The organism is Camelimonas fluminis (assembly GCF_014656355.1).
Classification (GTDB): domain Bacteria; phylum Pseudomonadota; class Alphaproteobacteria; order Rhizobiales; family Beijerinckiaceae; genus Camelimonas; species Camelimonas fluminis.
This window is the reverse complement of sequence record NZ_BNCG01000013.1, coordinates 34,264-58,170: the sequence shown is the minus strand read 5'-3', so window position 1 is coordinate 58,170 and position 23,907 is coordinate 34,264. Positions and strand designations below refer to the sequence as shown.

The following is a 23,907-nucleotide window of genomic DNA, read 5'->3' as shown; positions in this document are numbered from 1 at the left end:
AAGCCGCCCTGGATCATCATCCAGGGCGGCTTTTTTTGCCGCGGCCGACCTGCCGCTACAGGCTGGCGGCGATCTCGTAGGAGCGCAGGCGCGCGGCGGGGTCATAAATCGCCGCCGCCACAATCAGTTCATCGGCCTTCGTGCGATGCGCGATGGTCTCCAGTTGCTGGCGCACCGTAGCGGCGGAGCCGACCGCCGCGCATGACAGCATCGCCATCACATGCGCCTTTTCATGCGGCTGCCAGTAGCTTTCGATGTCGTCGATGGGCGGCCGCAGCTTGCCGCGCGCGTTCCGGATCAGGTTGACGAACTGCTGCTGCGGCGAGGTGAACAGGCGGACAGCTTCCGCGTCCGTATCGGCGGCGACGACATTGACGCCGACCATGACGTGCGGGCGATCGAGCTGCGCCGAAGGCTTGAAGCGCTCCCGGTAAACCGCGACTGCTTCTTCCAGCGCCGCCGGGGCGAAATGCGAGGCAAAGGCGTAGGGCAGGCCAAGTACGGCCGCCAGTTGCGCGCCATACAGGCTGGAGCCCAAAATCCACAGGGGCACGTTGGTGTCCGTGCCTGGCACGGCCTGGATGACCTGGTTTTCCTGCAACGGCCCCAGAAGCGCCTGCAGCTCCAGAACGTCCTGGGGAAACTGGTCGGCGCTGTTGGCGTCGCGACGCAAGGCCCGCAGGGTGCGCTGGTCCGTGCCTGGCGCGCGCCCCAGCCCAAGATCGACGCGCCCGGGGAACAGTGTCTCAAGCGTGCCGAACTGTTCGGCGATCACCATCGGCGAATGGTTGGGCAGCATGACGCCGCCCGCGCCGACGCGAATCGTTTGTGTGTGCGCCGCCACATGGCCGATCACCACGGACGTGGCCGCGCTGGCGATGCCAGCCATGTTGTGGTGCTCGGCCAGCCAGAAGCGCCTGTAGCCCCATGCTTCCGTATGTTGCGCCAGTGAAACCGTGTTGCGCAGCGCGTCAGCGGCTGTCGACCCTTCAGGAATGAAGGCAAGATCCAGAACGGACAGGGGGGGCAAGGACAAGACGTTCTCCTGCAGGCGCCGTCACCGGTCAGCGGCATGGGCCTGGTCGTGAACCCGGCGTGGGCTGGCGAGAAATGCGATCGACCGGGATCGGGAATTTTCTCTGTCGTTTTGCGTCGCAACGCCTTTGCGGCGCGGCGTTTGTTCCGCGACGCCGGAAAGCGCTCCAGCTCGTCCGCCATGCCGGCTATTGCCTGGCCAGTGACGGAATGAGCGCCCACAACATCGGTTGGGCGGGCATTCTTCACAAGGGCGTCTCCGGAAATAACTGGCCTGATAGCTGATTTGATGGCCGCCCTCATGACAGGCCTGGGCGCCGGTCCGCCGCCCATATTGCGCCTGGCGGCAAACGGTTGTTCCATACACAAAACGACAGGATGGGTTGGATGCGCAGAAGGCAGTGGATTGGCGTTGACCTGGATGGGACCTTGGCGCACTTCGATGAGTGGCGGGGCGTCGAACATATCGGCGAACCGGTCGGGCCGATGGTTGAACGGGTGCGGCGCTGGCTGGCGGAAGACCGCCTGGTGAAGATCTTCACGGCCCGCGCTTCGGTCGATGAGCCGCTACGCGGCGAAATCATCGCGCACATTCACGCATGGCTGGAACGGCATGATCTGCCGCGCCTGGAGGTGACCTGCATCAAGGATCTGTGGATGCGCGAATTGTGGGACGATCGCGCGGTGCAGGTCATTCCCAATACGGGCGTATCAGTCGCAGATGAACTTGAAGCCGAACGCCTGGCGCGCAGCGGCAAACCCTGACCTGGCGCGTTTTTGATCCGTCGGAATCGTCTGATCGGCGAGCGTTCGCTCAAACAGGGAAAAGCTGGCGCGGTTGCCGATCCATATTGACCGAAAACCGCCCCATTGCGCCTCGGGGAATTTGCGGAGAACACCATATGCAGGACAAATCCCGTCTCGACCAGAAAGTCGCGCTGATCACCGGCGCCAATGGCGCGATTGGCCGGGCGACAGCGGCGGTTTTCGCCAGCCGCGGCGCGGCGATCGCCGCCGTCGACATTCCCGGAACGGATTTCAGCGGCTATGCCGATCTGTTGCCGGCTGGCGCGCGCCTGTTCACGGCGACGGCCGACGTGACCGACGAGGCGGCGGTGGCGGCCATGGTCGCGGCGACGGTGGGTGAGTTTGGCCGCATCGACGTTTTCTTCAACAATGCCGGCGTCGAGGGGCCGGTGAAGCCGGTCGAGGCGCTGTCGCTCGCCGAGTTCAGCAAGGTGATCGACGTCAATGTGCTGGGTGTTTTCCTTGGCCTGAAATACGTCCTGCCGGTGATGTACGGGCAGGGGGCCGGCAGCGTCATCAACACCTCGAGCGTCGCCGGCCTCACCGGCTCGCCCGGCCTGTCAGCTTACACCACCTCCAAGCACGCGGTGATCGGCCTGACCCGCTCGGCGGCGGCCGAATCCGGTCGCAGGGGCGTGCGCGTCAACAGCGTCAATCCGGGCCCCATCGAAAGCCGGATGATGGCGTCGATCAACGCCGGTCAGGCTTCGGACGCCGCCGCCGCGCATGAACGGACGGCGCGGGCGATCCCCTCCGGTCGTTATGGAACGCCCGAAGAGGTGGCCGAGCTGGTCGCCTTCCTTGCCTCTGACGGCGCCGCCTTCTGCAACGGCAGCGTCTATAGCGTCGACGGCGGTCTGAACGCCGTGTGACGCGACCTGGTTACGGTCCGCCGCCGGGCGGTTGCCGTTCCAAAAAAGCGGGCGCTCCATCAACTGGAGCGCCCGCTGTCTGTTATGGCGCGGCCCGGGATGGCGGCATTTGTCCGCATTCAGAGCAGGGGCGTCCAGCCTTGCCGCCAGACGCCCTTTTGCACAGCCCCTGGAACGTCCCGCGCCCGGACGTTTCGTGTCCGGACGTTTTTGGGCCGCTTTGCCTTACTGCGTCTTCTTCGACGCGTTGGCCGAGAGCAGCGGGCCTTCTGGCTGCCAGCCGTCGCCCCGGAACACCATGACCTGCATGTCCTCGATCGGCAGATGGTCGGTCGGCGAGGTGTTCATGACGACGCCTGGGAGCAGCACCTCCGGGCGGAAGTCCTTCAGGTTGCTGGCGACCTTCATGACGTTCTCGCGGCTCAGGTCGTCGCCGGCCTCGCGCAACACATGCTCCAGCGTCTGGGCTGCGGCGTAGGCGTAAATCGGCAGGGTGCTGTCGCGGTCGAGATCAGGGAGATATTTCTCCATGAACGCCTTGAACTTCTTCATGCCGGCCTCATCCCGCCACTTCGGGTCGGACGCATCCATGATGTAGTTGGCGGTGATGGCGCCCTGGGCGTTGTCCAGCCCGGCGGGAACCAGCACGGTCTTCTTGGTGGAGGCCACATTGTTGAGGATGTGGACCGGCTTCCAGTTCAGCTCACCCAGCTTGCGGATGGCCTGGGCGGCGAACTTCGGCGTCGACAGGTTGACGAAGAGGTCGGCCCCCGAAGCCTTGAGCTTGACCATCTGCGAGTCGACGGTGGCGTCCGACAGATCGTAGGGCGCCTCGGCGACGATCATCGAGACCTTGTCGCCCAGACCTTCCCGGAAGCCCTTGTAAATGTCCTTGCCGTATTCGTCGTTCTGCACCAGCACGGCGATTTTGGCGTTCGGGTATTTTTCCTTGATCAGATTGGCGTAGATCCGGCCCTCGGTGGCGAAGGCAGGATTGAACGGGATGGTCCACGGGTAGGTTTTGGGGTCATCGCCGAACTTGGTGCCGCCCGACGACAGCATCAGGTGCGGAACCTTCTTTGCATTGACATACTTCAGGACGGCGGTGTTCGAAGCCGTGCCGAGCGTCTGCCACAGGAACAGCACCTCATCCTTTTCAAGCAGCTTGCGGGTCTGCTCGACCGCCTTCGGCGGGCTGTAATGGTCGTCGTAGGAAATGAAGCTGATCTTGCGGCCGTTGATTCCGCCATTGTCATTGAGCATGCGGACGTAGGCGTCGTGCACCTTGCCGACAAGGCTGAACGACGAAGCGGGGCCGCTGTAGGGCACGAAATTGCCGATTTTCACCTCGGTGTCCGAGGCGCCGGGGCCGTATTTCTTCTCAGCCTGGGCGTGAAACGTCGCGGCAAGGGCGAAAACGCCGGAAAGGGCGATGGTGGCGAAGCGGCGCGAAACGGGCGCGCGGGTCGTCAAACTGGTCACCTGGGTCCTCGTGTGGCGGCGCGTTTTTTTGATTTACGAAATGGCCTTGGGCCTCCCCTGGTCCGCGCCAGGGGCGCTGATAACAAGGTTCCGGGCTGGCTGCGACAGGGAATGTGCAAATACATTGTCGCGTCCGGTGCATAAGCTCCCTGCGCACAGTTTGCTTGCGCCCGTCGCGGCGGATGTCAGAATGCCGCCGCCCGCAACATGTCACGAAAAACAGGGCGCATCGCAGAGGGGCAGGGCGCCGAAGATCGCGCCTGCGCCAGACAGGGGAGGAGTTTGCATGTTTAGTCACATCACCGTCGGCAGCAACGATCTGGAACAGTCCCGCAAGTTTTACGACGCGCTGCTGGCGCCGCTCGGCGTCGCTCCAGGCATGGTGGGCCACCTGCACACCACCCGGGTGTTCTACAGCCACAACGGCGCCATGCTGATCCTCACCGGGCCGCTGAATGGCGAACCCGCCACCGTCAGCAATGGCGCGACCATCGGGTTCGCCGCCGCCAGCCCGGCGCAGGTCGACGCCTGGCACGCTGCTGGCGTCGCCAATGGCGGGGCCACCTGTGAGGATCCGCCAGGCCTGCGCGAAACGCCGCTGGGGGCTTTCTATCTGGCCTATCTGCGCGATCCGGACGGCAACAAGCTGTGCGGCTTCCACCCCGTCGGCAATTGAGCCGGGACCAGGCGGCCGTTTGAAAGGCGAATCATGAGCGAAGATGCGACGATCCAGAACGGCGCGCCCCGGACTGCCTCGCCTGGAGGCCCCGGCGGGCGGCCGCTGGCGAACCCGCCGGCGGCGCAACTGCTGGGCCGCCGCATCGTCTCCTACGATCCGGAAGCCGGGCGCGGCGCTTATGTCTATGTGGCGCGGCCGGAATTCTGCAATCGCCACGGCACGGTGCAGGGCGGCATTCTGGCGGCGATGCTGGATTCCGCCACGGGCTTCACGCTGATCGAGAGCTTGCCTGATGGCCTGACCGCCGTGACCCGTGATCTCAACACCCGCTTCCTGAAACCCGCTCCTCCTGGCGAAATCTTCGCGGAGGCGCGGGTGACCCAGCGCGATGAGCGCGGCGCCCATGTGGAAGGCGAACTGCGCAGTCCGGACGGCGTCACCCTCGCCACCGCCGTCGCCGTCATGCGCTTCGTCCGGCGCGGCTGACCGATACCCAACGCATATCCAGACGCGGGGATTCCGGGGCCACCGCTTTTGCAGGGCAAAGCCGGCGGCTGGCCGCCTTCAAGGCGCTGGAACAGCATTTCCCCAAAAGGCCAGACCCGCAGAAAATCCTGCTGCCAGCCGGCGTGTAAAGCGCAATTATTCCAAAATCTTACCGATGCTCCAATAGCGGTTGACCCGGCGGCGGCGCCGTTTTCTCATGGCGTTGGTCATAACGATCCGCGGGCATTTGACATCAGCAGCTTGCGCCGCGTCACCAAACGCTAAAGCTCCGCTTTCCTTCACAAGGCAGGAAGGTGGATCAGGCTGGAGCAGTTTCATGCGCCATCATTTTGCTTCCCGCAGCCACGCGCTGCCCCTGCAGTCCGCCTGTCGCCGCGCACTGGCGATGTGCTGTTGTTGACGGCGTCTTTGCCGGCCGCGGCGTCATGGCCGCGCTGACAGGGCCTCTGTCCGCCTGATCCTGCCGCCGCCTCATAGGGCGGGCTGGCGCAACAGGCGTACGGCGATCTGGCCCCACGTCTACACCTTTCCCATCTCTGCAGACCCGCCGCGTCGGTCGCTCCGGCGCAGGGAGGCTTCATGTCTGTTTCATATCCATCTTCTGGCGCCGCCACCGCCGGTCCCGCCACCGGGTCCGCGGCGTTCATCATCGAGATCGGCGGCGCGGCCGCTGGCATCGTCGCCGCCGACGGCGCCCGGTTCCGTTTTCACGCCGCCGGACCACGTTTTCAGCCGCTCGACGGCCAGATCTTCCGGACGCCGGGTGACGCCGAACGGGCGGCCCGGCGCGTCATCAACAGCCGCCAGCCCGTCCGGGGCCACGCGGCGCCTGCAAGGGAGGCGCGCCGATGAGCGCTCTGCGACTGGTCGCATTTAGCGGCAATACCCATCGTCCTTCGAAGACCCGCGCGCTGGCGGAAGCGGCGATCGCCGCCGTCGCCCGCCGCCAGGCGGTCGATCCGGAATTGTATGACCTGGTCGATATTGGCCCCGGCGTCGGCGCCTTCAGCCGCGGCAAGCTGCCGCTCGCCGGCCAGGAGGTTCTCGACGCCATCGAGAACGCCGACGCGCTGATCATTGGCACGCCGGTCTACAAGGGCTCGTTCATCGGCCTGCTCAAGCACCTGATCGATTTCATCGATCCGGCGGCCCTTGCCGGCAAGCCGGTGCTGCTCGCCGCCACCGGCGGCGGCCATCGCCACGCGCTGGTGGTCGAGCACCAGTTGCGGCCGCTGTTCGGTTTCTTCAGCGCCCTCAGCGTGCCCACCGCCGTGTACGCCGCCGACGCCGACTTCACCGATGGCGCGCTCACCGCGCCGGACGTGCGCCTCAGGCTGGAGCAGGCCGCCGGCGAACTCGCTGCTTTGACCAGCCGCGCCCCAAACCTTGCCGCCCCGCAGCCAGCCGCCAACGGCCATGTCGCGGCCGTCCGCGCCGCCGGCGCGCGCTTCGCCACGCTTTCATGAGCAGGCCTGGAGACAGCATCATGTTGAACAAACGCCGTTTTCTCGCCGCCGCATTGGGCGCGTCCGCCCTGGCCGCCTCTGGCGTCGCTTTTGCCGCCGAAAAGGCCCCCGATGAGGTGCGCATCGGCTTCCAGAAAGCCTCGGTCTCCATCGTCGCCCGCCAGTCCGGCGCCATCGAAAGGCGCCTGAAGGAACTGGGCGTCCAGAACGTCAAATGGGTCGAGTTCCAGTTTGGGCCGCCGTTGCTGGAGGCGCTGGGCGCCGGCGCCATCGACTTCGGCGCTGTCGGCGACACGCCGCCGGTCTTCGCCCAGGCCGCCGGAGCCAAAGTGGTCTATGCGGCGGTCAGCCCGGCGTCGAAACACGCCATTCTGGTGAAAAGCGACTCCCCCATCAAAAGCGTCGCTGATCTCAAGGGCAAGCGCGTCGGCATTCCGAAGGGCTCGAGCGCCCATAATCTGACCGTGCAGGCGCTGGCCGCCAATGGCCTGAAGTTTACTGACATCCAGCCGGTTTATCTGTCGCCGTCCGATGGCGTGGCGGCTTTTGGCCGTGGCTCCATCGACGCCTTCGCCGTCTGGGATCCGTTCTTCGCCCTGGTGGAGCTGAAGCAGGGCGGCCGGCCGGTGGCCGGGCTCGAGAAGCTGCCGCCCACCAACGCCTTCTATCTGGCCAACCGGGATTTCGCCGAAAAGCACCCGCAGCAGCTGCAGGCGGCCCTGGAGGAAATCGGCAAGATCACCGACTGGGCCGGCGCCAATCGCCAGGCCGTCGCCGAGGCGTCGCAGAAAGCCACCGGCATCGACGTGGACGGCAACCGGCGCGCCATCGACCGGGCGGAATACTCCCTGCGGCCGCTCACCGACGTGGAGGTGAAGCAGCAGCAGAAGGTGGCGGACGCTTTCTTCGAACTGGGCCTGATTCCGCGCCAGATCACCATCAGCGATGCGGTCTGGACGCCGCCACAGCAAAAGGCCGGCCGCTGAAGCGGCGCGTGTGAAAACGGAGCAAAGCCATGCCTGACACATCCGTCACTTCTTCCGCCCCCGCTTCCGCCGTTTCCCCGGCAGGCGCCGATCCATTGAATTTCTTCTGGTTCATCCCCACCCACGGCGACGGCTCCTATCTCGGCTCCGAGACCCGGCAGCGCCCGTCGGATTTCGGCTACTTCCGCCAGGTCGCCCAGGCGGTTGATCGCCTGGGCTATCAGGGCGTGCTGCTGCCCACCGGCCAGAACTGCGTCGATTCATGGATCACCGCCGCCGGCCTCGCCGAGGCGACCGAGCGGCTGAAATTCCTCGTCGCCCTGCGGCCTGGCGTCACCACGCCGTCCTTCGCCGCTCGCCAGACGGCGGCGCTGGACCGGCAGAGCAACGGCCGGCTGCTGCTGAACGTGGTGGTGGGCGGCGTGCCGCTGGAACTGGGCGGCGACGGCATTTTCCTCAATCACGATGAGCGCTATGAGCAGGCGGCCGAATTCCTGACGATCTGGCGGCGCCTGGTTGCCGGCGAGACGGTGAATTTCTCCGGCAAATACTACCGGGTGGAGAACAGCCGTCTTGATTTCCCGCCAGCGCAGGAGCCGCACCCGCCCCTGTATATCGGCGGCTCGTCCGACGCCGGCATCGCGCTGGCGGCGGATCAGACCGAACTTTATCTGACGTGGGGCGAGCCGCCGGCGCAGGTGGCGGAGAAGATCGCCCAGGTCCGCGCCGCCGCCGCGCGCCGCGGTCGCAGCATTCGCTTCGGCATTCGCCTGCATTTTGTTGTGCGCGAGACCAATGAGGAGGCTTGGGAGGCTGCGAACCGCCTGATCAGCAGGGTCAGCGACGAACAGATCGCTTTTGCCCAGGAGCGGCTGCGCGCCGTCACCGACTCGGTCGGCCAGACCCGCATGCTCGATCTGCACCAGGGGCGGCGCGACCGGCTGGAAGTGTCGCCCAATTTGTGGGCTGGCGTTGGCCTGGTGCGCGGCGGCGCCGGCACCGCCCTTGTCGGCGACGCCAGAACCGTGGCGGAGCGGCTGCGCGAATATCAGGCGCTGGGCGTCGATACGGTGATCGGCTCCGGCTATCCGCATCTGGAAGAATCATACCGTGTGGCCGAACTGCTGTTCCCCGAACTGGGCATCCAGCGGCCGGGCGCGACCTGGCGCCGGGGCCTGGCCAACGAGTTCGCCGCCGGCGCCGGCGTCGGCCCTGTCGATCTGCGGGCGGCGGCGTCATGAGCGACGCGACCCTCAAACCACCAGCGGCGGCGACCGCCAGGACCATCGCCTTTCCCCCGGAAGCCGCGCTCGCCCCGCCTGTGGGCGAGCGAGCCCCTCCGGGGAGGATCGCCGGCGTCAGTTCCGCCCTGGCGGGGCGCATCGCCGGCGGCAACCTGATCGGCTGGCTGGTTCCCGCCCTGATCGTCATCGTCTGGGAGGCGCTGTCCCGCATTGGCTATCTGCAACCCAATGTGCTGCCAGCGCCGTCGGCGATCGTCGCGGCGGCGATCCGGCTCACCGCCTCGGGGCAATTGCCCGAGAGCATTGGCGTCAGCACCCTGCGCGCCTTGGCCGGCTTTGTGGTCGGCGGCGGCGTCGGCCTGGCGCTCGGCCTCGCCAATGGCCTGTCGCGGCTGAGTGAAAAGCTTACCGACACCAGCCTGCAAATGGTGCGCAATGTGCCGCATCTGGCGCTGATCCCGCTGGTCATCCTGTGGTTCGGCATTGATGAGGGCGCCAAGCTGTTCCTGGTGGCGCTGGGGGTGTTTTTCCCCATGTACATCAACACGCTGCACGGCATCCGCAATGTCGATCCGCAACTGATCGAGATGGGCCGCATTTACGGCATGAAACAGGGCGAGCTGTTCTGGCGGGTCATCCTGCCGGGGGCGCTGCCGTCGATCTTCGTTGGCCTGCGCTATGCGCTCGGCATCATGTGGCTGACGCTGATCGTCGCCGAAACCATCGCCGCCGAATCCGGCATCGGCCACATGGCGATGCAGGCGCGCGAGTTCCTGCTGGTCGATGTGGTGATGCTGTCGATCATCATCTACGCGCTGCTCGGCAAGGCCGCCGACAGCATCGCCCGTCTGCTGGAGCGCCTGTCGCTGCAATGGCACCCGGCCTACCGGAAATAAGGAAGCGACCATGGCCATTTCGACCGCGATCTCGCCGCGTCACACCGTCTCTGGGCCCGTCCACGCAGGCGGGTCCGCCGGACCGCAGGGCGGCGCATCCGTCACCCTGCGCGGCATCGCCCGCGCCTTCGGCGACAAACAGGTGCTGCGCCGCGTCGATCTGCACATTCCCGCCGGCCAGTTCGTCGCCATCGTCGGCAAGAGCGGCTGCGGCAAGAGCACGCTACTGCGCCTGATTGTCGGCCTCGACCAGCCGACCGACGGTCATATCACCCTGTCCGGCGTCACCGCCGGGGAGGAAAAGACGGCCGCCGATGGCGTGCGCATCATGTTTCAGGAGCCGCGCCTGCTGCCGTGGGAGCGGGTGCGGGGTAATGTCGAGGTGGGGCTGGGGCGTGATCTGCCAAAGGCGGAGCGCCAGGCTGTCGCGACGCGAACGCTGGAAGCCGTGGGCCTCGGCGACCGGGGCGGGGAGTGGCCGTCGGTGCTTTCCGGCGGCCAGAAGCAGCGCGTCGCCCTGGCCCGCGCCCTCGCCAGCGGCCCGCGTCTGCTGGCGCTGGACGAGCCGCTCGGCGCCCTCGACGCCCTGACCCGCATCGACATGCAGCGCCTGATTGAGAAGGTGTGGAGCGATCAGGGATTCACCGCCATCCTCGTTACCCATGACGTGAGCGAGGCCATCGCCCTGGCCGACCGCATCCTTGTCATCGATCAGGGAACCATCGCCGCCGATCTGGCTGTCTCCAGCCCGCGTCCACGCCACCGCGGCGACCCCGAACTCGCCGCGCTGGAGGGGCGGATCATCGACGCCCTGTTCAACGACCAGGCGGCGGGGATCTGAGAAGGGCCGGCAAAACGCCCGAAACAGCAAAATCTGGCCTGGGCGCGGGAAGAGATCTGTAAGCTGGCGTCGCAAGGGTTTACACGGCGCTGCGAGCAACTATCGTTCCGTTCGTAACGACCGGCGCGCCCATAACAATGCGCTGGCGGAGGAAACCCGGAGCGCATCATGAACACGACCCGCCGTTCGTTCCAGACCGGCCTGCTCGCCCTTGCCGCCGGCGCCTTTGCGCCATCAATTCCATCGGCTTTCGCCGCCGGAAAAATCGGGCCTGGCGTCACTGCGACGGAGATCAAGCTGGGGCAGACCATGCCCTACAGCGGTCCCGCCTCGGCCTATGGCAATATCGGCAAGGCCGAGGCCGCCTATTTCAGGATGATCAATGACAATGGCGGCGTGAACGGCCGCAAGATCAACCTGATCAGTCTCGACGACGGCTATTCCCCGCCCAAGACCGTGGAGGCGACGCGCCGCCTGGTGGAGCAGGAGGAGGTGTTCGCCATTGTCGGCGCCCTCGGCACCGCGCCCAACGCCGCCATTCACAAATACCTCAATACCAAGGGCGTGCCGCAATTGCTGATTTCCAGCGGCATCAGCAAGTTCAACGATCCCAAGAACTTCCCATGGACTATGGCGGCGCTGCCGAACTATCTGAACGAGGCGCGCATTCTCGCCGTCTACGCCATGCAGCAGAAACCCGGCAAGAAAATCGGCCTGTTGATGGCCAATGACGATCTGGGGCGCGACGCCCAGGCCGGCATCCGCCAGGCGCTCGGCAAGGATGCAGCCCGCCTGCTTGCGGTGGAAAGCTACGAACTGACCGACACCAATGTGGATTCACAGATCCTGAAACTGAAGGCGTCCGGCGCGGAGACGTTGATCACCTACGCGTCGCCAAAGTTCGCGGCCCAAACCATCCGCAAGCTGAAAGAAATGGGCTGGCAGCCCACCCATCTGCTGTCGAGCATCGCCGCGTCTGTCGCCGGCGTGCTGGAGCCGGCGGGGCTGGACAACAGCGTTGGCGTCATCTCCGTGACCTACGCCAAGGATCCCACAGATCCGGCCTGGGACAACGATCCGGGCATGAAACGCTGGAATGCGTTCATGGACAAATACATGCCCGGCGCCAACAAGGGCGATCTCAACTACACCACCGGCTATTACATCGCCGATTTCGCCACCCGGCTGCTGAAAGCCTGCGGCGACGATCTGACCCGCGAAAACCTGATGAAACAGGCGGCCAGCGTGCCGGGCTGGGAGTTCGACACCCTGATCCCCGGCGTCAAGGCGCAAACCTCGCCCACGGATTTCGCGCCGCTGAAGCAGATGCAGATGATGGTGTTCGACGGCAAGCGCTGGAAGCTGACAGGCGGCCTGCTGGGGTAAGGCAGACCGTCGCCGCGGGGCAAAAAAATGCCGGCGCAAAGCCGTCGGCATAAAGATACCGTCATGGCGCGCGCCATTACGCCATGACGGCAGGTGCGGCCGCGACGGCCGGTTCCAGAGCATTCCTGAGAGAAATGGAACCCGCTTTCGTGAGGAAATGCATTAAATCAAAAAGACAGGGCATATCCGGTGGTGGGGTTTCACCGGAAAAGCTCTCGCGAAGGCGCGACCATGTCCGCGAACCTGCGCGCGCATTCCCACGACTGCCCCTGATAGACGGGGCCCCGACCGCAGAGACGTTGCTGTCGTGGATGGCCGGAACAGGTCCGGCCATGATGTCAGAGCGACGGGCGCACGGGGGCCCATAAAATCCACGGAGGCCCATAAAATCAAAGCCCTGGCCTGACCTTCCGGCGCGGCCTGACCGCGTGGCCCCTGTTCCTGGTTCGCGGCGCTCACAAATCCACGATCGGGGCCAGCGGCGCGTTCTTCTTCACCGATTCGATGCCTTTCTCGCGGCTGGCGGCGCTCTCATAGCTTTCGCTGACGCCAATGACCTGGCCGTTCGCCGCCTTCAGGTTAAACATGTGCTTGCCGTTGACGGTCTGCTTGCGCTCGTAACGGTTGTCGTCCGGCGCGTTGTTTTGCACGGACTGGATGCCATTAATGGCGCTGGCGCGCTGTCTGTAGCCTTCGCTGGCCAGGATGTTCTGTCCATTGGCCGCTTTTAACCGAAAGCGATATTCGCCAGCCTTGTCGACGTAGACTTCAAATTTTGCCGCCATCGTCGTATCTCCGGTTTTGCTGGGCGTTTGCCGTGGCCTCATGCTTTTCGGCGCAAGGCCCTTGCCGTTCCCAGATCATCGTCAATTGCAGGGCGTCATGACAAGGGCGCTATACCGGCGAATGCGGAAAATTCGCATGCGAACGGCATTTGGTTGCTTCACATCAGGCTGATGACAGAAACCAGACGGGATGTTTTCCGCGCGCAACGCATCAGGATGGCGTCCGCTGGTCTGACGCCGGAAGTCGCATCGTTCCATAAGGGGCGATGGAAGGCATGCCGGAATTGAAAAAGTCGCCAGCAAACTATTGATTTTATATCTTGATCCAGACATTTGCGCGTCGCATGGCAGTGAAGCTGCATGCAGATGTCGAATGTGTTCCGCTAGCTGTTCGCCATCGCCGCGACGCGCGCGGCGATGGCGAGGCAGGCGGTGAGGCCGGGGCTCTCGACGCCGAACAGGTTGACCAGCCCGCCAACGCCGTGTTGCGCCGGGCCGTCCAGGCGGAAATCCGGCGCCGCCGCGCCCGGGCCATGCAACTTGGGTCGCACCCCAGCCCATGCGGGGGCCAGCGCGCCATCCGGCAATCCCGGCCACCAGGCGCGGACGGCGGCTTCGAACAAGGTGGCGCGCGCTGGATCCACCAGCACGTCGTCCGCCGATTGCGTCCATTCAACATCGGGCCCGAAGCGGAGCTGGCCGCCAAGGTCGAGCGTGGCGTGTACGCCGAGACCGGCGGCGACGCCGGTCGCGGCCGCGCCGGTGGGATAAATCAGCCGCGAGAACGGATTGTGGCCGGTGAAAGCGAAATAATTGCCCTTGGCGAACCATTGTCGCGGCTGGCTCCGCGCCTCCAGTCCCGCCGTCCGTCGCGCCAGCGCCGGCGCGCCATGGCCGGCGGCGTTGATGACGATGGGCGCGACCAGCTCCGTCTCCGCGCCGCCAGCTTCCTTCGTCAGCAACCGCAGGCTGTCGCCGTCGCGGGCAATGGCCGCCGCCTCTGTCGCGAGCGCCACCGCCCCGCCGGCGGCGGTCAGGTCGCCCGCAAGCGCCTGCATCAGGCCGTGGGCGTCGACAATGCTGGTGTCGCGGCACCACAGCGCCGCGACGCAGGCGATTTCCGGCTCCAGACGGCGCGCGGCGGCGGCCTCGAGCAGGGCGATGTCGCGCACGCCATTGGCTTTGGCCCGCGTCAGCAGCGCCGGCAGGGCCGCGGCCTCATCTTCATTGCTGGCCAGCAGCAACTTGCCGCAAAACCGCGCCTCCACGCCCGTGTCGGCGCAGTAGCGGGCGAGCATCGCCCGGCCTGGCGCACAGAATTGCGCCTTCAGTGAACCCGGCTGGTAATAGACGCCCGCGTGAAGCACGCCCGAATTGCGCGATGACGTCTCCCGGCCGATGCCCGCGTGGCGTTCGAGCACGATGGTTTCGTGGCCGGCCTGCGCCAGCTGGCGGGCGATGGCCAGGCCAACCACGCCGCCGCCGATCACCACCGCGTCTGTACGATATGCGCTCATGTCGCCTTCATGTGGTTTTCAGGCTCCGCCCGGTGTATGCAGCAGCGCGCGTATCAACGCATATTCTTGTCAAAGCGTATTCCTGCAGGAGACAGGCGTGACCGCCACGACCATTTATGGCATCCGCAATTGCGACACCATGAAGAAGGCGCGGGCCTGGCTCGACGCCCACGGCGTCGCTTGCGCCTTCCATGATTACAAGACCGCCGGCGTTGACGCAGCGACCCTGAGGGGCTGGGCGCAGCAGGTCGGCTGGGAAAAGCTGCTGAACCGGGCGGGCGCGACCTTTCGCAAGCTGCCGGAGAGCGAACGGGCCGACATCGACGCCGACAGGGCCATCACGCTGATGCTGGCCCAGCCGTCGATGATCAAGCGCCCGGTGCTGGTCCAGAACGGGCGCATCATCGTCGGATTCAAGCCCGAACTCTATCAGGAATTCTTTGGCGCATGACCCGGGCAGGCTCCGCCACGCAGCACAGTGAGGAAACGCCCGTTCGCGTCGCGGCGCTGTATCATTTCACCCACTTCGCCGATCATGCGGCGCTGCGCGAGCCGCTGGCGCGCCTGTGCTGCGGCCTTGGCGTCAAGGGTACGCTGCTGCTGGCGCGCGAGGGGATCAACGGCACGATCGCCGGCTCCGACGCCGCCATCGCCCGGGTCGTCGATCATGTGCGCGCCCTGCCGGGCTGCGCTGGTCTGGAGATCAAATATTCCCGCGCCGGGGTCATGCCGTTCTGGCGCATGAAGGTGCGGCTCAAGGCCGAGATCGTCACCATGGGCCAGCCGGACATCGATCCGCTGCAGGACGTCGGCGCCTATGTGGAGCCGCAGGACTGGAACGCGCTGATCGCCGATCCGGAAACCATCGTGATCGACACCCGCAACGATTACGAGGTGGCGGTGGGCGCGTTTCGCGGCGCCATCGACCCGAAAACCCAAACGTTTCGCGCCTTTCCCGAATGGTTCCGCGCCGAGCGCGAACGCCTGCTGGGCGCGGGCGGGCAGCCCAGGGTGGCGATGTATTGCACTGGCGGCATCCGTTGCGAAAAGGCCACCGCCTTCCTCAAGGCCGAGGGCGTGGAGCAGGTCTTCCACCTCAAGGGCGGCATCCTGAAATATCTGGAGACCGTGCCTGAGACTGACAGCCTCTGGGAGGGCGACTGCTTCGTCTTCGACCAGCGCGTCACCGTCCGCCATGGCCTGGCCCAGGGCGACTACACCTTGTGTCACGCCTGCCGCCGGCCGCTGTCGGCCGCCGATCGCGCCGCTCCGCAATATGTGGAAGGCGTCAGCTGCGCCGCGTGCCATGATGAACTGGACGACGCCCGCCGGGCGGCGCTGGCAGAGCGTCAACGTCAGGAACAGCTGGCGCGCAAGCGGGGCGCCGCGCACCTGGGCGCTGTGCAAGAGCAGGGGCAAGATCAGCAAGGGCGAGACCCGGATGCGAAGGCCGGCTCCGGCGAAAGCTGAGCCAGCCTATTCGGCCTGGCGCCGGCCAATGCGCGCCAGCACGATCACCGGCAGCATGCCGACCAGCACGATGAGCAGCGCGGCGAGGGCGGCGTCCTCATAGGAGCCGCGCGCCGCTTCGCCATAGAGATGCGTGGCCAGGGTCTCCATGTTCAGCGGCCGCAGCAGCAGCGTTGCGGGCAGTTCCTTCATGCAGTCCACGAACACCAGCAGACCGGCGGAGGCGAGGGCGCTCGCCGACAGCGGCAGGTGCACGCGCCGGAACACCCCGGTGACGCTTTCGCCCAGGCTGCGGGCGGCGTGGTCCAGCGAGCGGGGAATGCGGCTGAAACCGGCGTCGACAGAGCCGGTCGAGATGGCGAGAAACCGGACCGTATAAGCGTAGCACAGCGCCGCGCCCGAGCCGATCAGCGCCAGCCCGGTGGCGACGCCAAGCCAGGTCTGCGCCGTCTGGTCGATCCAGCGGTCCAGCGCCGCCACCGGGACCAGCACGCCAATGGCGACCACCGTGCCTGGCATGGCGTAGCCGATGGTGGACAGGCGCTGCAGCAGCGCCGTGAAGCGTCCTGGCGCGGCGCGGGCGGTCCAGGCCACCACCAGGCCCAACGCCAGGGTCACCAGCGTGGCGATGAGCGCGAGCGCCACCGTCGTCACGGTTTCGCCGAGAATGCTCGCTGACAGGCCGGCAAAGCGGAAGCGCTTCCATGCTTCGGCGGCCAGATAACTGGCCGGCGCCAGAAAGCCGACGATGACCGGCAGGGCGCAGAAGCCGGCGGCGGCAAGGCCAGCCCCGGTTCCCAATCGGCTTGGGGCCAGGCTGCGGGCGCGCTGCGGGCTGGTCCAGTACCGCTGCCGGCGTCGGGCATGGCGCTCCGCCATCACCAGCACGAGCACGAAGGCCAGCATCACCAGGGCGATTTGCGCCGCGCCGGCCAGATCCGAGCGGGTGACCCAGGTGGTGTAGATCGAAATGGTCAGCGTGTTGACGCCGAGAAATTCCGAAGCGCCGATATCGTTCAGCGTCTCCATCAGGGCGAGGCTGACGCCGACGGCGATGGCCGGACGGGCCAGCGGCAGCGCCACCCGCCAGAACACCTGGCTGCGCCGGGTTCCCAGGGTGCGCGACGCCTCGACCAGATTGGCCGCCTGGGTCAGGAACATCGCCCGGGTCGTCAGATAGACGTAAGGATACAGCACAAAGCCAAGCAGGATGATGCAACCGGTCATCGAGCGGATATCCGGCAGGCGGAAGTCGCGCGGGCTGGCGTAGCCCAGCAGCCAGCGGATGCTTCCCTGCACCGCGCCCAGGGGATGCAGCAGGTCGAGATAGGCATAGGCGACGATATAGGTCGGCGTCGCCAGTGGCAGCAGCAGCGCCCACTCAAAGATGCGCCGGCCTGGAAATTCATGCGCGGTGACCAGCCAGGCCGTGACGCAGCCAAGCACGGTAACCATCACGCCGACGCCCGTCAGCAGGACCGCCGTTTGCAGCGCCGCGTCGGGAATAACGTGCTCCAGCAGATGCGGCCACAGGCCCGCCGAGCCCTGCGCCGCCTCCCAAAGCAGTGCCAGCGCCGGAAGGGCGACCAGCAACGCGGTGATCGCCGCGCCCGTCACCCAGACGCGGCCGGGCGCCCCTGCCATGCGATGCAGGGGCTGGGGGCGGGTCAGGCGCGTCCCGTCCGGGCGCGCGCGGTTCGGGAAAAACCCGTTCATCCTGAAGCGGATGCTTCCTCTGCCTGTCCGGCTTGACGCGCCTTCGTCACGCAAGGCGGCGTCCGCCTTGCTGGAAAGCGCTCCAGGGGCCGCCGTCGGCGTGGCGCTGGTGAGAGCTTCTGTCATGGCAACGTCAGCGGACGCGGCTGGCGCATTTTCGCGAAAAGTGGAGCCCACGTTTCGTGAAAAGAATGCGTCAAATGAAAGAGATGGAGCATGTTCCGTGAACCGGTTTCACCGAAAGTGCTCCAGTTTCCCTTGTTCTGGGCGATTTCTGACCGACCAGACGATCCCGTCTGGTCGGAAAGCGCTCCAGGGCCGCGCTCTTCAGGCTTGCTTGCAGGCTTACTTGTCGAAGCCGATTTCCTCGGCCATCTCGCTCGCCTGCTTGCGGCGCTTGACCACGTCCGTGAGCGGGATCGGATCGATCTTCAGCTCGCCGAAGGTGGCGACGATCGGGTCGAGCTTCGCGCCGGCCTTCACCGGGTATTCGAAATTGGCCTCGGCGTAAATTTTCTGGGCGTCGTCGGAGACCAGATATTCCATCAGCCGGATGGCGGCTTCTTTGTTCGGCGCGTGTCTGGCGAGGGCCGCGCCGCTGACGTTCACCTGCGTGCCGCCGTTCTCGAAGGTCGGCAGGATCACCTTGATGGCCTCGCCCCACGTCTTCTGGTCCGGCCCGCCCTTTCCGGAGCGCATCAGGCCGACATAGTAGGAATTGCCGACGCCGATCTCGCAGACGCCGCCGAGAATGTCCTTGGCCACTTCGCGGTCGCCGCCGCCCGCCTTGCGCGCCAGATTGTTGCGCAGGCCGGTCAGCCAGGTCTTCGTCGCCTCCGGCCCGTGATGCGCCAGATAAGCGGCGAACAGCGCCGTGTTGTAGGGATGCTGGCCGGAGCGGATGCAGATCTTGCCCTTCCACTTCGGGTCGGCCAGATCCTCATAGCGGATGGCCTTCAGGTCGAGATCCTTCGCCGCATAGAGCACGCGGCCGCGCGCCGAGAAGGCGAACCAGTTGTTGTCCGGATCACGCAGGGCGACGGGCACGGCGGCGTCCAGCACGGCCGATTTGACCGGCTGCGTCAGGCCTTTCTGCACCAGATCGGCGAGGCGGCCGGCGTCAACGGTCATCAGGATGTCGGCGGGCGAACTGGCGCCTTCGGACGACACGCGCTCGGCCAGCCCGTCCTTCAGGAAAACGGTGTTGACCTTGACGCCGGTGGAAGCGGTGAAGGCCTCCAGCAGCGGTTTGATCAGGCCCGGCTCACGGGTGGTGTAGATGTTGACCTCGGCGGCCATGGCGCCAGCGACGCCGCCCAGCAGCATGACGCCGCCGAGCAGGACGGAGCGGATCGAAACACTCTTCTTCATGTTGCCGTCTTCCCGACCATTTCCAGTAAAAGCATGTCAGTTTCAAATGTAGAATCATTCAAAACTGGCCAATGTTCTCGCGCAGCGGGAAACATTGACGCCCGTCCTTCCTGAAACACATGACGGCGCTGCTTTCAACGCATATCTATTCCACCATGGTCAAATCGCGGGGAAGACCATGGCTTCGTCGGGCGCAACAGCGATGGAAAGCGCATACCCAGGGCGCGCCGGCGCGCGGCCCATCACGCGCATCACCAGGGGCCCGTCAACGCCGGCGACGCGCAGGGTCAGCTCCTCCACGTCGCCGAGAAACACGCTGCCGGTCACCTGCGCCGCCGCGCCGGCCCCCGGCGCCGCGACCTTGAGCGCGTGCTGGCGGATGCAGACGATCGCGGCCTGGCCATCGGCCAGCGAGGTGGGAAAGGCGCCCAGCGGCGTCGCCACCTGGCCGCCGCGCGCCACGCCGGCCAGCCTGTTGCAGGGCCGGAAAAATTCGGCGACGTACAACGAGCAGGGCTGATCGTGTATGGCGCGTCCGGTTCCGGTTTGCGCCACGCGACCGTCCTGCATCAGCGCCACCCGGTCGCCGGCCGCCAGCGCCTCTTCGGGATCATGGGTCACGATGATCGCGGCGGTGCCGAGGGCGCGCAGAATGGCCAGCGTTTCCGCCCGCACCCGGTCGCTCAGACCCCGGTCGAGGTTGGAGAACGGCTCGTCCATCAGCAGCAGCACGGGCTGCGGCGCCAGCGCTCGCGCCAGGGCGACGCGCTGCTGCTCGCCGCCGGACAGCGTGTGTGGATAACGCTCGGCCATGCCGGCGACGCCGATGCGCGCCATCACCTCGGCCGTGCGCCGCCGGGCCTCGGCCTTTGGCAGTCGTCGAAGGCCGAAACCGATATTTTCCGCCACCGTCAGGTGTGGAAACAGTGCGTAATCCTGGAACATGAAGCCGATATTGCGGTCTTCCGGCTCGACGAAGCCGCCGGGGCCGGCGATCTCCACGCCATCGAGCACGATCGATCCGGCGTCCGGCGCATCGACGCCGGCGATCAGGCGCAGCAACGAGGACTTGCCGCAGCCGGACTGACCAACAAGACAGATGATCTCGCCGGGCGCCAGCGTCAGCGAAACCGCGTCCAGCGCCTGCTTGCCGCCGAAGCGGCGCGACACGCCGCGCACCGCCAGCATGGCCGGGGCTTCAGACAGTTCCATTGCTGGCGGTTGCGCATCTGGCACGTTGTGCTTCCTGAAATCGGGGTGATCTGCGCCGGATAGGGCAGCCGGCCCGGCAAGGCAACCGGGGCTTTCCCCAGGCGTCCTCTTGCGCCGCTCTCCGCTCGCATTGGCGCGGGCGCAGGGGACAGCATGGCGCGGGCGCGTCGAACTGTTCGGCCCGTCACGACACAGGGGCCGCAGGTTCAGGTCAGACTTCCTGCGCCTGAAACGCCGCGTCGACCGGAACCTGCATGCCATTGGCCAGGGCGTTGGTCTGGGAGGCAAGGCCGATGATCGCCAGCAGTTCGGCGTGCTGTGCGTCGGACATCCCCTTCGCTTTGGCGGCGGCGGTGTGGGAGTGGACGCAATAGGCGCAATTATTGGCGGTGGAAACAGCGATGTAGATCATCTCCCGCGTTAGCGGATCGATGGCTCCGGGCGCGGTCATGATCTGTTTCACGTCGCCCCAGATGCGCGCCAGCAGCGGCGGATGATTGGCCAGCGCCAGCCAGAAGTTGTTGATGAACGACGACTGGCGCACGGCGCGAATATCGTCCAGAACCGCGCGCGCCTCAGGAATGCCGTCAGCTTCTTCAACGGTAAGCAGCCGGATCGTCGCCATGATTTGTCGTCCTTGCAGATGTGATGCGCCGACATCCTATGCCGCCGCTCCAGTCCCCGCGCTGGCGTCGGCGGATTTAACCGCCGCGGTGGTTAATGGGCAAAAATATCCGCGTCGGCGTCCTCGCCGCCGGCCAGGGCGGCGCCAATCAGCTCCGCGCCGATGCGCGAGAAGGTGATGCCATTACCGCCATAACCCATCAGCGAGAAAATTCGCGGCGTTCCAGGCAGGGGGCCGATCAGCGGCAGGCCGGTGGTGGTGTCGCCGAAACTGCCGGCCCAGCGGAATTCCGGCGTCGCATCAATGTCCGGCAGCAGTTTGGCAAGTTTCTCACTGATCCGGCGGGTTTTTTCGCCGGTCAGCGCGTCGCGCCGCTCTTCATTGGTGAAGTCCGCGTCCTCGCCGCCGCAGATCACGCGTCCGTCGCGGGTGGTCCGCAGGTACAGATACGGGTCAGACGCCTCCCAGATCAGCGCCTCGCCAGGCCACAGCGCGCTTCTGGGCTGCGGGCGGGTGGCGATGGCCCAGGTGGAGATGATGCGGTGCCGGTCCTTCGGCGCCATGTCCGGCAGTTCGTAACCGGTGGCGAGAACCACATGCTTCGCCGAGATCGTGCGGCCGGACTCCAGCGCCACGTCAACCTGGCCGCGGTGACTGGCGGCGGCGATCATCCGCTCGGGGGCGAAGAAGCGGGCGCCGCGCTGTCGCGCCGCGCGCAGCAGGCCATTGGTCAGCCGCAGCGGATCGAGCGCCAGGTTGCCCGTGGAGAGGATGGCTCCGGCGCGCGCCATGCCAAAGCCCGCTTGCAACTCCGATGCGGTGAGATAGCGGGCCGGCAGGCCGGCGGCGGCGCGCGCTTCCGCTTCGGCGCGCAGGGCGGAGCCGGTGAGCGCGTTGCCGGCGAGATACAGCGTCTGCCGCGGCTGCATGTGGCAGGCCAGCCCGAGCGTCTGAATATGGTCACGCAAATTGCCGACGGCGAGGCGGGCGCGACGCCAGGCGCGCACGGCTTTTTCCCGGCCGATCATCCGGGTCAATGTGGTAAGCGGCGTATCGATCTCGAACTGGATGAGCGCGGTGGTGGCCGGCGTCGATCCCAGCATCGGGCCGCGCCGGTCGATCATCGCCACCTGATGGCCGGCCCCGGTCAACGCCTCGGCCGCCATGGCCCCGGAAATACCCATGCCGACGACCAGGACGTCGGTCGCCAGGTCGCGCCGCAAGCGCCGGCAGGCCGGTCGCGCCGGCGCGTCGGCCAGCCACACCGGATTGCCCGAGCGCAGGTCAAGTTCACGCATCAACCTCTCCGCCTCGGCGTGATCCGGCCTGAACGGTTGACGGCGCCGGATCATGCGCCTTTTCCAGACTGGCCGGTTTCCGTTCGGGATCGCCAGTGAGGGCAGTCTGCGAGAATACCCTGCTGAAACAGCCCCGGGGCGCAGGGCGCGCCTGATCTCCAACGCGCCGGGGCCGGCGCGGTTCCGTCTGGAACCTCCCGGTTCGCCAGGCATTCCCCAACTGGACGGCAACAGCGCGGGAGCGACGCATGGAGCAGACAGGTCTGAAATTTGGCCCTCTGGCGCCGGAGAGCGTCCATGTCTGCGTCGACATGCAGACGCTGTTCAGCGCGGGCTACCCGTGGGCGCTGCCGTGGTTTGAGCGCATCTTGCCGGGGGTGGAGGAACTGAGCGGCCGCTGCCCGGAGCGGACCATCTTCACCCGTTTCATTCCTGCCCGGAGGCCGGGCGAGGGTCGCGGCGCATGGGCGCGCTATTACCAGCGCTGGGCGGCCGTCACGCTGGAGGAAACGGGCGCCGAAGCCATCGACCTGACGCCGGCGCTGCGCCGTTTCGCTCCGCCGGCCAGGGTGGTGGACAAACATGTGTATTCGCCATGGCTGGAAGGCGGGCTGGATGTGTTGCTGCGCGACAGCGGCGGCGACACGCTGATCATCTCTGGCGGCGAGACAGATATCTGCGTCATGGCGACAGTGATCGGGGCCATCGACAGGGGCTACCGGGTCGTCCTCGTCGCCGATGGCGTCTGCAGCTTCTCCGACGAGACCCACGACGCCATGTTGCGAATGTTCGCCAGGCGCTTTTCCGAACAGCTTGAGGTCTGCCTGATCGCCGACGTTCTGGCGGCCTGGCGGCGATAACGCCGCCCCTCGCGCTAACCAGGAAGGCTATGCTAACGAAGAATATATCCTTCCGGCTGTGGTGTCCCCATGCGAGCGTTCCGGCGTATCTCCGCGTTTTTTTCCCTGGCGTCGCAGAGTTGGCTTCGCCTGTGGCCGGCGCTTGCCGCCAGCCTGACGCTGCTCGTCGCAAGTCCGGCGGCCATGGCGCAGGCCCAGGGCTTTTCTGGCGTCTGGCAGGCTGAAATGGTCGATGATTTTGGCCGGCCACAGCGCTGCATCGTGGAGCTGTCCGCCACGGGCAGCATCATGGGTGGGTTCATGGCCTCCGCGCGCGGCTGCACGGGAGATTTGATGAGCCTGTCCCGCTGGCGGGGCCGCGGGCGGGAGCTGGTGCTCGTCGATATTTCCGGCGCGACGCTGGCGGCGCTGCGCGACCGGGGCGAGGCATTGTCCGGCCGCATGGCTTCGGGGCGGCCGCTCAGGTTGTACGAGGGGGTGGGGCGAGCAGAGGTCGCGGCGCCGCGCCCCGGCTGCGCCGTCTACTATGGCCAGTCATCGCGTTGCGCCGGGGCGCACGATCTGACGGCGCCGGCGTTGGCTCCGGGACAGCAGACCAGCTTGCGGATCGTCTCGCCGGCCAATGTTCGGGTTGCGCCGTCATTTTCCGCCGCGCTGATCGGCCAGGCTCCGGTCAACGCCTGCCTGCAGACCGATGCTTGCCTGCGCCAGCCCGACGGATCGCAATGGTGTCGCGTCCAGCTTGATGGACGCACCGGCTACATCACCAAGCTGTTTGAGCGCGATGGCCGCCGCTTCATCCTGTTTTCCAACGGATGCGTCCCCGGTCGGGGGGAGTAGTCGCGCGCCTGC

Annotated in this window: 25 protein-coding genes and 1 pseudogene; 15 read left to right on the top strand and 11 right to left on the bottom strand. The window is 66.3% G+C overall.

Annotation, left to right across the window (positions count from 1 at the left end; genetic code table 11):
• Nucleotides 1–55 precede the first annotated feature (55 nt).
• Entirely contained in the window at nucleotides 56–1,030 is a 975-nt protein-coding gene (locus IE243_RS14330; RefSeq protein ID WP_191320125.1) for an LLM class flavin-dependent oxidoreductase, read from the bottom strand.
• Between the two features lie 392 nt (nucleotides 1,031–1,422).
• Between IE243_RS14330 and IE243_RS14325 the strand changes: the two genes are divergently transcribed.
• Both IE243_RS14325 and IE243_RS14320 read left to right on the top strand, forming a co-directional pair.
• Complete coding sequence (locus tag IE243_RS14325) at nucleotides 1,423–1,800, top strand: hypothetical protein (protein WP_191320074.1); 378 nt, start codon at nucleotides 1,423–1,425, stop codon at nucleotides 1,798–1,800.
• A 137-nt stretch (nucleotides 1,801–1,937) separates the two neighbouring features.
• Nucleotides 1,938–2,714 (top strand): SDR family NAD(P)-dependent oxidoreductase, encoded by a 777-nt coding sequence (locus IE243_RS14320; protein ID WP_191320073.1) that lies wholly within the window; start codon nucleotides 1,938–1,940, stop codon nucleotides 2,712–2,714.
• Between the two features lie 225 nt (nucleotides 2,715–2,939).
• Here the strand turns inward: IE243_RS14320 and IE243_RS14315 are convergent, their stop codons facing one another.
• Nucleotides 2,940–4,196: an ABC transporter substrate-binding protein gene (locus IE243_RS14315; protein WP_373301690.1), complete on the bottom strand. Its 1,257-nt coding sequence runs from the start codon at nucleotides 4,194–4,196 to the stop codon at nucleotides 2,940–2,942.
• Between the two features lie 286 nt (nucleotides 4,197–4,482).
• On the opposite strand from IE243_RS14315, the gene IE243_RS14310 reads away from it, so the two are divergent.
• Both IE243_RS14310 and IE243_RS14305 read left to right on the top strand, forming a co-directional pair.
• Complete coding sequence (locus IE243_RS14310) at nucleotides 4,483–4,872, top strand: VOC family protein (protein WP_191320072.1); 390 nt, start codon at nucleotides 4,483–4,485, stop codon at nucleotides 4,870–4,872.
• Between the two features lie 33 nt (nucleotides 4,873–4,905).
• Nucleotides 4,906–5,361 carry a PaaI family thioesterase gene (locus IE243_RS14305; protein ID WP_191320071.1) on the top strand — a complete coding sequence of 152 codons (456 nt, stop codon included), beginning with the start codon at nucleotides 4,906–4,908 and terminating at the stop codon, nucleotides 5,359–5,361.
• A 156-nt stretch (nucleotides 5,362–5,517) separates the two neighbouring features.
• On the opposite strand, the gene IE243_RS14300 is transcribed toward IE243_RS14305, so the two are convergent.
• Nucleotides 5,518–5,700: a hypothetical protein gene (locus IE243_RS14300; protein WP_191320070.1), complete on the bottom strand. Its 183-nt coding sequence runs from the start codon at nucleotides 5,698–5,700 to the stop codon at nucleotides 5,518–5,520.
• A 261-nt stretch (nucleotides 5,701–5,961) separates the two neighbouring features.
• Between IE243_RS14300 and IE243_RS14295 the strand changes: the two genes are divergently transcribed.
• The 7 genes from IE243_RS14295 (at nucleotide 5,962) to IE243_RS14265 (ending at nucleotide 12,201) form a co-directional block, all read left to right on the top strand.
• Nucleotides 5,962–6,234, top strand: a complete 273-nt coding sequence (locus IE243_RS14295) for a hypothetical protein (protein ID WP_244643177.1) — start codon at nucleotides 5,962–5,964, stop codon at nucleotides 6,232–6,234.
• A complete protein-coding gene (gene msuE / locus IE243_RS14290; RefSeq protein WP_191320069.1) occupies nucleotides 6,231–6,848 on the top strand; it encodes an FMN reductase in 618 nt (205 codons plus the stop codon). The genes IE243_RS14295 and msuE overlap by 4 nt, the downstream gene beginning before the upstream one ends.
• 20 nt (nucleotides 6,849–6,868) lie before the next feature.
• Nucleotides 6,869–7,834 (top strand): aliphatic sulfonate ABC transporter substrate-binding protein, encoded by a 966-nt coding sequence (locus IE243_RS14285; protein WP_191320068.1) that lies wholly within the window; start codon nucleotides 6,869–6,871, stop codon nucleotides 7,832–7,834.
• A gap of 29 nt (nucleotides 7,835–7,863) precedes the next feature.
• Entirely contained in the window at nucleotides 7,864–9,075 is a 1,212-nt protein-coding gene (gene ssuD / locus IE243_RS14280; protein ID WP_191320067.1) for an FMNH2-dependent alkanesulfonate monooxygenase, read from the top strand.
• Complete coding sequence (locus IE243_RS14275) at nucleotides 9,072–9,974, top strand: ABC transporter permease subunit (RefSeq protein ID WP_191320066.1); 903 nt, start codon at nucleotides 9,072–9,074, stop codon at nucleotides 9,972–9,974. Before ssuD ends, IE243_RS14275 begins: the two co-directional genes overlap by 4 nt.
• A 10-nt stretch (nucleotides 9,975–9,984) precedes the next feature.
• Nucleotides 9,985–10,815, top strand: a complete 831-nt coding sequence (locus IE243_RS14270) for an ATP-binding cassette domain-containing protein (RefSeq protein ID WP_191320065.1) — start codon at nucleotides 9,985–9,987, stop codon at nucleotides 10,813–10,815.
• Between the two features lie 168 nt (nucleotides 10,816–10,983).
• Nucleotides 10,984–12,201 carry an ABC transporter substrate-binding protein gene (locus tag IE243_RS14265; RefSeq protein ID WP_191320064.1) on the top strand — a complete coding sequence of 406 codons (1,218 nt, stop codon included), beginning with the start codon at nucleotides 10,984–10,986 and terminating at the stop codon, nucleotides 12,199–12,201.
• 455 nt (nucleotides 12,202–12,656) lie between these two features.
• Here the strand turns inward: IE243_RS14265 and IE243_RS24105 are convergent, their stop codons facing one another.
• The 3 genes and pseudogenes from IE243_RS24105 to IE243_RS14255 all read right to left on the bottom strand — a co-directional run bounded on the left by IE243_RS24105 (nucleotide 12,657) and on the right by IE243_RS14255 (nucleotide 14,503).
• Nucleotides 12,657–12,788: a YegP family protein gene (locus IE243_RS24105; protein ID WP_210319867.1), complete on the bottom strand. Its 132-nt coding sequence runs from the start codon at nucleotides 12,786–12,788 to the stop codon at nucleotides 12,657–12,659.
• A 36-nt stretch (nucleotides 12,789–12,824) separates the two neighbouring features.
• Nucleotides 12,825–12,986 (bottom strand): annotated as a pseudogene (locus IE243_RS24100) (YegP family protein); the annotation flags it as partial.
• Nucleotides 12,987–13,369: 383 nt separating this feature from the next.
• Nucleotides 13,370–14,503, bottom strand: coding sequence for an NAD(P)/FAD-dependent oxidoreductase (locus tag IE243_RS14255; protein ID WP_191320062.1), 1,134 nt, complete (start codon nucleotides 14,501–14,503; stop codon nucleotides 13,370–13,372).
• A 97-nt stretch (nucleotides 14,504–14,600) separates the two neighbouring features.
• Here IE243_RS14255 and IE243_RS14250 point away from each other — a divergent pair, with 97 nt between their 5' ends.
• Both IE243_RS14250 and trhO read left to right on the top strand, forming a co-directional pair.
• Entirely contained in the window at nucleotides 14,601–14,954 is a 354-nt protein-coding gene (locus IE243_RS14250) for an ArsC family reductase (RefSeq protein WP_280514600.1), read from the top strand.
• Nucleotides 14,951–15,973, top strand: a complete 1,023-nt coding sequence (trhO, locus tag IE243_RS14245; RefSeq protein ID WP_191320060.1) for an oxygen-dependent tRNA uridine(34) hydroxylase TrhO — start codon at nucleotides 14,951–14,953, stop codon at nucleotides 15,971–15,973. The genes IE243_RS14250 and trhO overlap by 4 nt, the downstream gene beginning before the upstream one ends.
• A gap of 6 nt (nucleotides 15,974–15,979) precedes the next feature.
• Here trhO and IE243_RS14240 read toward each other — a convergent pair whose 3' ends face one another.
• The 5 genes from IE243_RS14240 to IE243_RS14220 form a co-directional block, all read right to left on the bottom strand.
• Nucleotides 15,980–17,617 (bottom strand): ABC transporter permease, encoded by a 1,638-nt coding sequence (locus IE243_RS14240; protein WP_191320122.1) that lies wholly within the window; start codon nucleotides 17,615–17,617, stop codon nucleotides 15,980–15,982.
• A gap of 417 nt (nucleotides 17,618–18,034) precedes the next feature.
• The gene (locus tag IE243_RS14235) at nucleotides 18,035–19,060 is read right to left on the bottom strand and encodes a Fe(3+) ABC transporter substrate-binding protein (protein WP_191320059.1); all 1,026 of its coding nucleotides are present in this window, start codon (nucleotides 19,058–19,060) and stop codon (nucleotides 18,035–18,037) included.
• 159 nt (nucleotides 19,061–19,219) lie between these two features.
• The gene (locus tag IE243_RS14230; RefSeq protein WP_191320121.1) at nucleotides 19,220–20,272 is read right to left on the bottom strand and encodes an ABC transporter ATP-binding protein; all 1,053 of its coding nucleotides are present in this window, start codon (nucleotides 20,270–20,272) and stop codon (nucleotides 19,220–19,222) included.
• 211 nt (nucleotides 20,273–20,483) lie between these two features.
• Nucleotides 20,484–20,897, bottom strand: coding sequence for a carboxymuconolactone decarboxylase family protein (locus IE243_RS14225; protein ID WP_191320058.1), 414 nt, complete (start codon nucleotides 20,895–20,897; stop codon nucleotides 20,484–20,486).
• A gap of 92 nt (nucleotides 20,898–20,989) precedes the next feature.
• Complete coding sequence (locus IE243_RS14220; protein WP_308432051.1) at nucleotides 20,990–22,195, bottom strand: NAD(P)/FAD-dependent oxidoreductase; 1,206 nt, start codon at nucleotides 22,193–22,195, stop codon at nucleotides 20,990–20,992.
• Nucleotides 22,196–22,443: 248 nt separating this feature from the next.
• Here IE243_RS14220 and IE243_RS14215 point away from each other — a divergent pair, with 248 nt between their 5' ends.
• Together IE243_RS14215 and IE243_RS14210 are read left to right on the top strand one after the other, a co-directional pair.
• A complete protein-coding gene (locus IE243_RS14215) occupies nucleotides 22,444–23,055 on the top strand; it encodes a cysteine hydrolase family protein (protein ID WP_191320057.1) in 612 nt (203 codons plus the stop codon).
• Between the two features lie 69 nt (nucleotides 23,056–23,124).
• Nucleotides 23,125–23,895 (top strand): AprI/Inh family metalloprotease inhibitor, encoded by a 771-nt coding sequence (locus IE243_RS14210; protein WP_191320056.1) that lies wholly within the window; start codon nucleotides 23,125–23,127, stop codon nucleotides 23,893–23,895.
• Nucleotides 23,896–23,907: the final 12 nt, after the last annotated feature.